6 protein-coding genes and 1 pseudogene are annotated in these 5,747 nt (G+C 71.0%); 1 reads left to right on the plus strand and 6 read right to left on the minus strand.

From position 1 onward, the window contains the following. Positions 1-1,840 (plus strand): Lnb N-terminal periplasmic domain-containing protein (locus D183_RS0111550; RefSeq protein ID WP_026144390.1); only part of this gene is annotated, 1,840 nt, incomplete at its 5' end. A 317-nt stretch (positions 1,841-2,157) separates the two neighbouring features. On the opposite strand, the gene D183_RS0111555 is transcribed toward D183_RS0111550, so the two are convergent. The 6 genes and pseudogenes from D183_RS0111555 to D183_RS24545 form a co-directional block, all read right to left on the minus strand. Beyond that, a complete protein-coding gene (locus D183_RS0111555) occupies positions 2,158-2,589 on the minus strand; it encodes a hypothetical protein (protein WP_017909129.1) in 432 nt (143 codons plus the stop codon). Between the two features lie 4 nt (positions 2,590-2,593). Continuing rightward, positions 2,594-3,160, minus strand: coding sequence for an elongation factor P-like protein YeiP (gene yeiP / locus D183_RS0111560; RefSeq protein ID WP_010343353.1), 567 nt, complete (start codon positions 3,158-3,160; stop codon positions 2,594-2,596). A gap of 116 nt (positions 3,161-3,276) precedes the next feature. Further along, positions 3,277-4,047: an SDR family oxidoreductase gene (locus tag D183_RS0111565; RefSeq protein WP_017909130.1), complete on the minus strand. Its 771-nt coding sequence runs from the start codon at positions 4,045-4,047 to the stop codon at positions 3,277-3,279. 112 nt (positions 4,048-4,159) lie between these two features. Next, complete coding sequence (locus D183_RS0111570; protein WP_017909131.1) at positions 4,160-5,056, minus strand: hydroxymethylglutaryl-CoA lyase; 897 nt, start codon at positions 5,054-5,056, stop codon at positions 4,160-4,162. Between the two features lie 144 nt (positions 5,057-5,200). After that, entirely contained in the window at positions 5,201-5,605 is a 405-nt protein-coding gene (locus D183_RS0111575; protein WP_017909132.1) for a VOC family protein, read from the minus strand. Further along, positions 5,602-5,747, minus strand: a pseudogene (locus D183_RS24545) (enoyl-CoA hydratase/isomerase family protein); the annotation flags it as partial. The gene D183_RS0111575 and the pseudogene D183_RS24545, both read right to left, overlap by 4 nt.

Here is a 5,747-nt window from a genome sequence, read left to right on the forward strand (position 1 = left end):
GCCTCTCGCTGTCGATGAGACAGGGCTGAGTCCCGCCGAGCGCACGGCCAGCGAGGCCGTGCTGGCCGCGGCGCAGGCGCGACTGCCGCCGGCCTGGACCGCGGCGCTACCCGCAGGACTGCCGCTGCAGTGGCGCGACGATCTCCCCACGCAGGTGCACGGGCGCGCGCAGGCCAGGCGCCTGCTGTTGAACAAGCGCTTGCTGCGCGACTGGATGGCGGCGGAGGATCCCGACACCGATCCTGCCGTCGATCCGGCGCGGCGGCCGGCGCTGACCGCCTTGCTGCACGAACTGGCGCACTTCTACGACCGCTCCGCGGCGGGCCGGCTGTCGTCCGATCCGCGCCTGCTGGATCTGGCCGGCTGGCAGGTCAGCCCGATGCGCCTGGGCCTGCGCCGCGGCCAGAACCGGTTCACCGAGCGCAGCCCGGATCGCTACGAGTTGCAGTCGCCGGCCGAGTTCGTGGCGGTGAATCTCGAGCACTTCCTGCTCGATCCGGACTACGCCTGCCGGCGGCCGGCGCTGGCCCGCTACTTCGCCGCGCGCCTGGCATGGACGCCGCCGGCGAGCGCATGCGCGCCCGGCCAGGTGTTCGTGCAGGACCCGCTGGCCGACGCGGCCGCCTTGCTGCAGGTGGACCCGGCGCGGATCTACGCGGTGGACTACCTGCTGGCCGAAGGCAACGCGCAGCCGATGAGCCACTGGGGCCACAGCATGTTGCGCCTGGTGATCTGCGCGCCGGGGCGGCCGCTGGGCCCGGCATGCCGGCTGGACCTGGCCGAGCACCGGGTGCTGTCGTTCCGCGCCTTCGTCGACGACGTGCAGATTTCCAACCTGCGCGGGCTCACCGGCTCCTACCCGTCGCGGCTGTTCGTGCTGCCGCTGCGCCAGGTGGTGGACGACTACACCCAGGTGCAGTTGCGCGGCCTGCAGTCGCTGCCGCTGCGGCTGTCGCGCGAAGAGATCGCCGCGCTGCTGGAGCGTGCCGCGCAACTGCACTGGAGCTACGACGGCCGCTACTACTTCCTCAGCAACAACTGCGCGGTGGAGACCTACGCCTTGCTGCACGACGGCGTGCCGCGGCTGGCGGCCGCGCATCTGTCCGGGATCAGCCCGACCGGCCTGCGTCGGCGCCTGGTACGGGCCGGCATCGCCGATGCGTCGGTGTTCGACGACGCCGATGCAGCTGTGCGCGATGGCTACTTCTTCCCGGCGGCGAGCGCGCATTTTGCGCAGATGTTCGCGGTGGCGCGCGGCTCCCTGGCACTGCCGGCCCGCAATGCCGACGCGTGGCTGGACCTGCCGGCCGCGCAGCGCGCGCCGTGGCTTGAGCGTGGCGACCTGCGTGCCAGTGCCGCCTTGCTGGTGCTGGAGAACGCCGCCCGCCGCCGCGCCGAGCAGCGCGGTCGCGATGCGTTGAAGCGGCGCTATCTGGGCAAGCCGCTGCCGACCGCGGTGGCCGGTGCGGGCGAGCGCGATGCGGGTGCCGACACGCGTGACGCTGCCAGCGCGGTGCGTGCCGTGCTGGCCGAGCAAGGGCTATTGAGCCAACCGGCGAGCCTGCTGCAGGGGCAGCCGGGCTATGGCCTGCCGCAGGCGCAGGAACGTGCCTGGCTGCAGGTGCAGGGACAGGCACGGATCGCGGCGCTGCACGACGACGGCGTCGCGCTGCAGACGCGCCTGCGCGGGTTGCTGCCGGCGCCGCTGCAGGCGGACCTGGCGCAGATCGATGCCAACCTGGCGACGCTGGGTGCGCGCCTGCGCACCCTCAATCGCGAAGGCGGTGGACTGCAGTTGGATTCGCCGTCGCTGTTGCGGCAGCGTGGTGGGCAGCCGTAGCGCAGCGTGCGGGCTTGCGATGCGAGACGATCGAAGGGAACTGGATCGTGCGTGCGGTTGACGGCGGCGCGGTGGCGGCGTGAGTCCGCAGCACCTGTGCGTCGCAGACGCAGCCGTGTTCGCATGAAGGAAGACTGATAGCTCCATGGGCCGGGACTGAAGTCCCTCCCACAGGAACGCGGCGCGCTTCCAACCCATTTATGTAGGGGCGGCTTCAGCCGCGACGAGCGAAGACGCGAAGCCGGCCGATGTCGACGGCCGTCAGCGCCGACGCCGATGCCCGCAAGGGCGCCACCTTGCCGGCCGGCAAGCCGTCATCACGGCAGCTTGAGACCCGCATCCTCGCCGTAGCGGCGCAGCCAGGCGTCGCGCGGCGGATCCTGGCGGTACTGCGCGCGCAGCGTCGCCCAGGTCTGTTCATTGCCGTCGCAGTACTTGGCCATCGCCTGCTCCAGTTCGCGCCGCCGCGCCGCGTCGTAGGGCTCCTCGCCGGCGAAATGGGTGCAGGTGTCCTGGCGGGCGACGAAGGCGCGGATCGGCGCGGGCAGCGTGCAGAAACCGTCGTGGTGCTCGGGATCGACCGCGTCGGGAATCGTGCACGCGGGCTTGGGGGCGGCCGCCGTGGCCGGCGTCACCGGCGCGGCGAGGGCCAGCACCGGCACGGCCAGCAGCAGGCCGAGGCAGGCGGGCCGCGGCGCATGCGCGGCGCTGCCTGTGCGGGAGACCTGGGTGACACGGCGCCCGCGCATGGGCTCAGTCGGCGCGGCCGGCGAATTCGCCGGTGGTGGTGTTGACCAGCACGCGCTCGCCGTTGCCGATGTACTCCGGCACCATGATCTCGATCCCGGTGTTGAGCTTGGCCGGCTTCGGGCGCTTGGTGGCGGTGCCGCCCTTGAGCTCCGGCGGGGTCTCGATCACTTCCAGGGTCACGCTCTGCGGCAGCTGGATCGCCACCGGCTGGTCGTCGATGACCTGCACGTAGATGCCGCTGAGGCCGTCGGTGATGTAGCCGGCGTCGGTGCCGATCGCATCGGCGTCCAGGGTGTAGGGCGTGTAGTCCTCGTCGTCGAGGAACACGAAGGCCTCGCCGTCCTTGTAGGAGAAGGTGGCCTGGCGGCGCATCAGCTCGACCTCGCGCAGGTCGTCGTCGCCGTCGAAGCTGGCATCGAGCTTGTTGCCGCCCGGCACGCTGTACATCACGAAGCGGAAGCGGACGTTGCCGCCGCGGCCCTGCGGCGAGCTACGCTCGATGTCGCGGATCTGGTACACGCCGTTGTTGTACTCGACGACGTTGCCTTTCTTGATTTCGTTGGCTTTCATGAGGGCTGGGAATCGGGAATGGGGAATAGGGAATCGAAACAGGGTCAAGCAGGCGGAGAGGATCAGCGGAAGGGAAACGCCGTTGCGATTCCCCATTCCCCATTCTCCATTCCCCGCTACTTAGGCGCCAACCGCACCGCGCCATCGAGGCGAATGGTTTCGCCGTTGAGGTAGCGGTTGCGCAGCAGGAACATCACCGTGTCGGCGAATTCGTCCGGGCGGCCGAGACGCGAAGGATACGGGATCGCCGCGGCCAGCGACTGCTGCACGGCCTCGGGCATGCCGTCGACCATCGGGGTCCAGAAGATGCCCGGGGCGATGGTGTTGACGCGGATGCCGAAGCGCGCCAGTTCGCGCGCCATCGGCAGGGTCATCGCCACCACGCCACCCTTGGAGGCGGCGTAGGCGGCCTGGCCGATCTGGCCTTCGTAGGCGGCGACGCTGGCGGTGTTGACGATGACGCCGCGCTCGCCGTCCTCGCCCGGGGCGTTGCGCTGCATCAGGTCGGCGGCGGCCTTGGCGACGTTGAAGCTGCCGACCAGGTTGACCATCACCGTGCCCTGGAAGGTGGCCAGCGGCATCGGCGCTTCCTTGCCGAGCACGCGGCCGGCGCCGAGGATGCCGGCGCAGTTGACCGCGGCATTGAGTCCGCCGAGGAAATCGCGTGCCGCCGCCAGCTGCGCCGCCACCTGGGCCTCGTCGCTGACGTCGGTGCGTAGGTAGCAGGCCCGCTCCGCGCCCAGGGCGGCGACCGCGGCCGCACCCTTGTCGTCGTTCAGGTCGAACAGCGCGACCTTGCCGCCTTCGGCGACGATGCGTTGCGCCACCGCCAGGCCGAGGCCGGACACACCGCCGGTGACCACCGCTTTGAGATCGGCAAGCTGCATGGATGTTCCCTCCCAGGAAAACGCCCAGTTTAGAGGCTGCCGCCGATTGCGGCGAGACGCGACGATCGCCCGCGGTGCGCAAGCCTGTCGCCGGATGCGGCGCTGTCGCGGCTCAGCCCTCGGCGGCCAGCGCCTGGCCGACCTTGCTGCCGGTCGGCCGGCCCAGTTTCTGCGCCAGCCAGCGGCCGGTCGCGGCCAGCGCGGGCAGGTCGATGCCGGTTTCTACCCCATTGCCGTGCAGCAGGTAGACCACGTCCTCGCTGGCCACGTTGCCACTGGCACCCTTGGCATATGGGCAGCCGCCGGCGCCGGACACCGCGGCATCGACCACGCGCACGCCTTCTTCCAGGCAGGCGGCGATGTTGGCCAGGGCCTGGCCGTAGGTGTCGTGGAAGTGCACCGCCAATGCGTCCATCGGCACCACGGCGGCGACCGCGCGCAGCACCGCCCGCGCCTTGCCCGGCGTGCCCACGCCGATGGTGTCGCCCAGCGAGATCTCGTAGCAGCCCATCGCATGCAGCCGCTGCGCCACCCGCACCACGTCGGCCAGGGGGACGTCGCCCTGATAGGGACAGCCGAGCACCGTGGACACGTAGCCGCGGACCTTGACCCCGTCCGCCGCCGCGCGCTCCAGCACCGGCGCGAAGCGCGCCAGCGATTCGTCGATGCCGGCATTGGTATTGGTGCGGTTGAAGGTCTCCGAGGCGGCGGTGAACACCGCCACCTCGCGCACGCCGACCGCGGCCGCGCGTTCGTAGCCCTGCAGGTTCGGCACCAGCACCGGATAGTCCACGCCCGGCACCTGCGCGATGCCGGCGTAGACCTCGGCCGCGTCGGCCAGCTGCGGGACCCATTTCGGGCTGACGAAGCTGGTCGCCTCGATGCTGCGCAGGCCGGTTCGCCCCAGTCGCGCGATCAGCTCGATCTTGTCTTCCGTGGCGACCCAGGCCTTCTCGTTCTGCAGGCCGTCGCGCGGGCCGACTTCGACGATGCGCACGCGGTCGCTCATTCGCGGAATTCCTGCGCCGTTGGCCGGGCGCTGCGCACGAAGCGGGAAGCAAAGAGGGTCATGGGATTCCTGATGAAGAGATGCGGTGAAGCAGCGGCATGCATGGCTGGCGCCAGGTGCGCTGGCGCAACGCGGTAGCGCGGATCAGGCCGCTGCCGTGCGGTGGCAGACCGCTTCGATGTTGTGGCCGTCCGGATCCAGCAGGAACGCGCCGTAGTAGTCGGGGTGGTAGTGCGGGCGCAGGCCCGGCGCGCCGTGCTCGCGGCCGCCGGCGGCCAGGCCGGCACGATGGAACGCGTCCACCTGCGCGCGGCTGGCGGCGACGAAGGCCACGTGCACGCCATTGTCGCCGGCGTCGCGGCCGCCATCGGCGATCCAGAAGCTGGGCTTGCCGTCGCGACCGAAACCGACATGGCGCTGGCCGCCGCTTTCCTCGGCGCTCACCTGCATCACCACGTCCAGCTCCAGCGCGGCCAGGGCGGCGCGGTAGAAGGTCAGGCTGCGGTCGAGGTCGCTGCAGCGCAGGCCGAGATGGTCGAGCGGGTTCATGGGCTGGCCCTCCAGGCCGGTTCGCGTTTCTCCAGGAACGCATTCAGCCCTTCCTGGCCTTCGGCCGAGACCCGCAATTGCGCGATCAGGGCGGCGTTGGCCTGGTCCAGCGCATCGCGCTCGCCACCGGCGGCGACCCGCC

It is taken from the genome of Xanthomonas sp. SHU 199, from assembly GCF_000364665.1.
Lineage (GTDB): Bacteria > Pseudomonadota > Gammaproteobacteria > Xanthomonadales > Xanthomonadaceae > Xanthomonas_A > Xanthomonas_A sontii.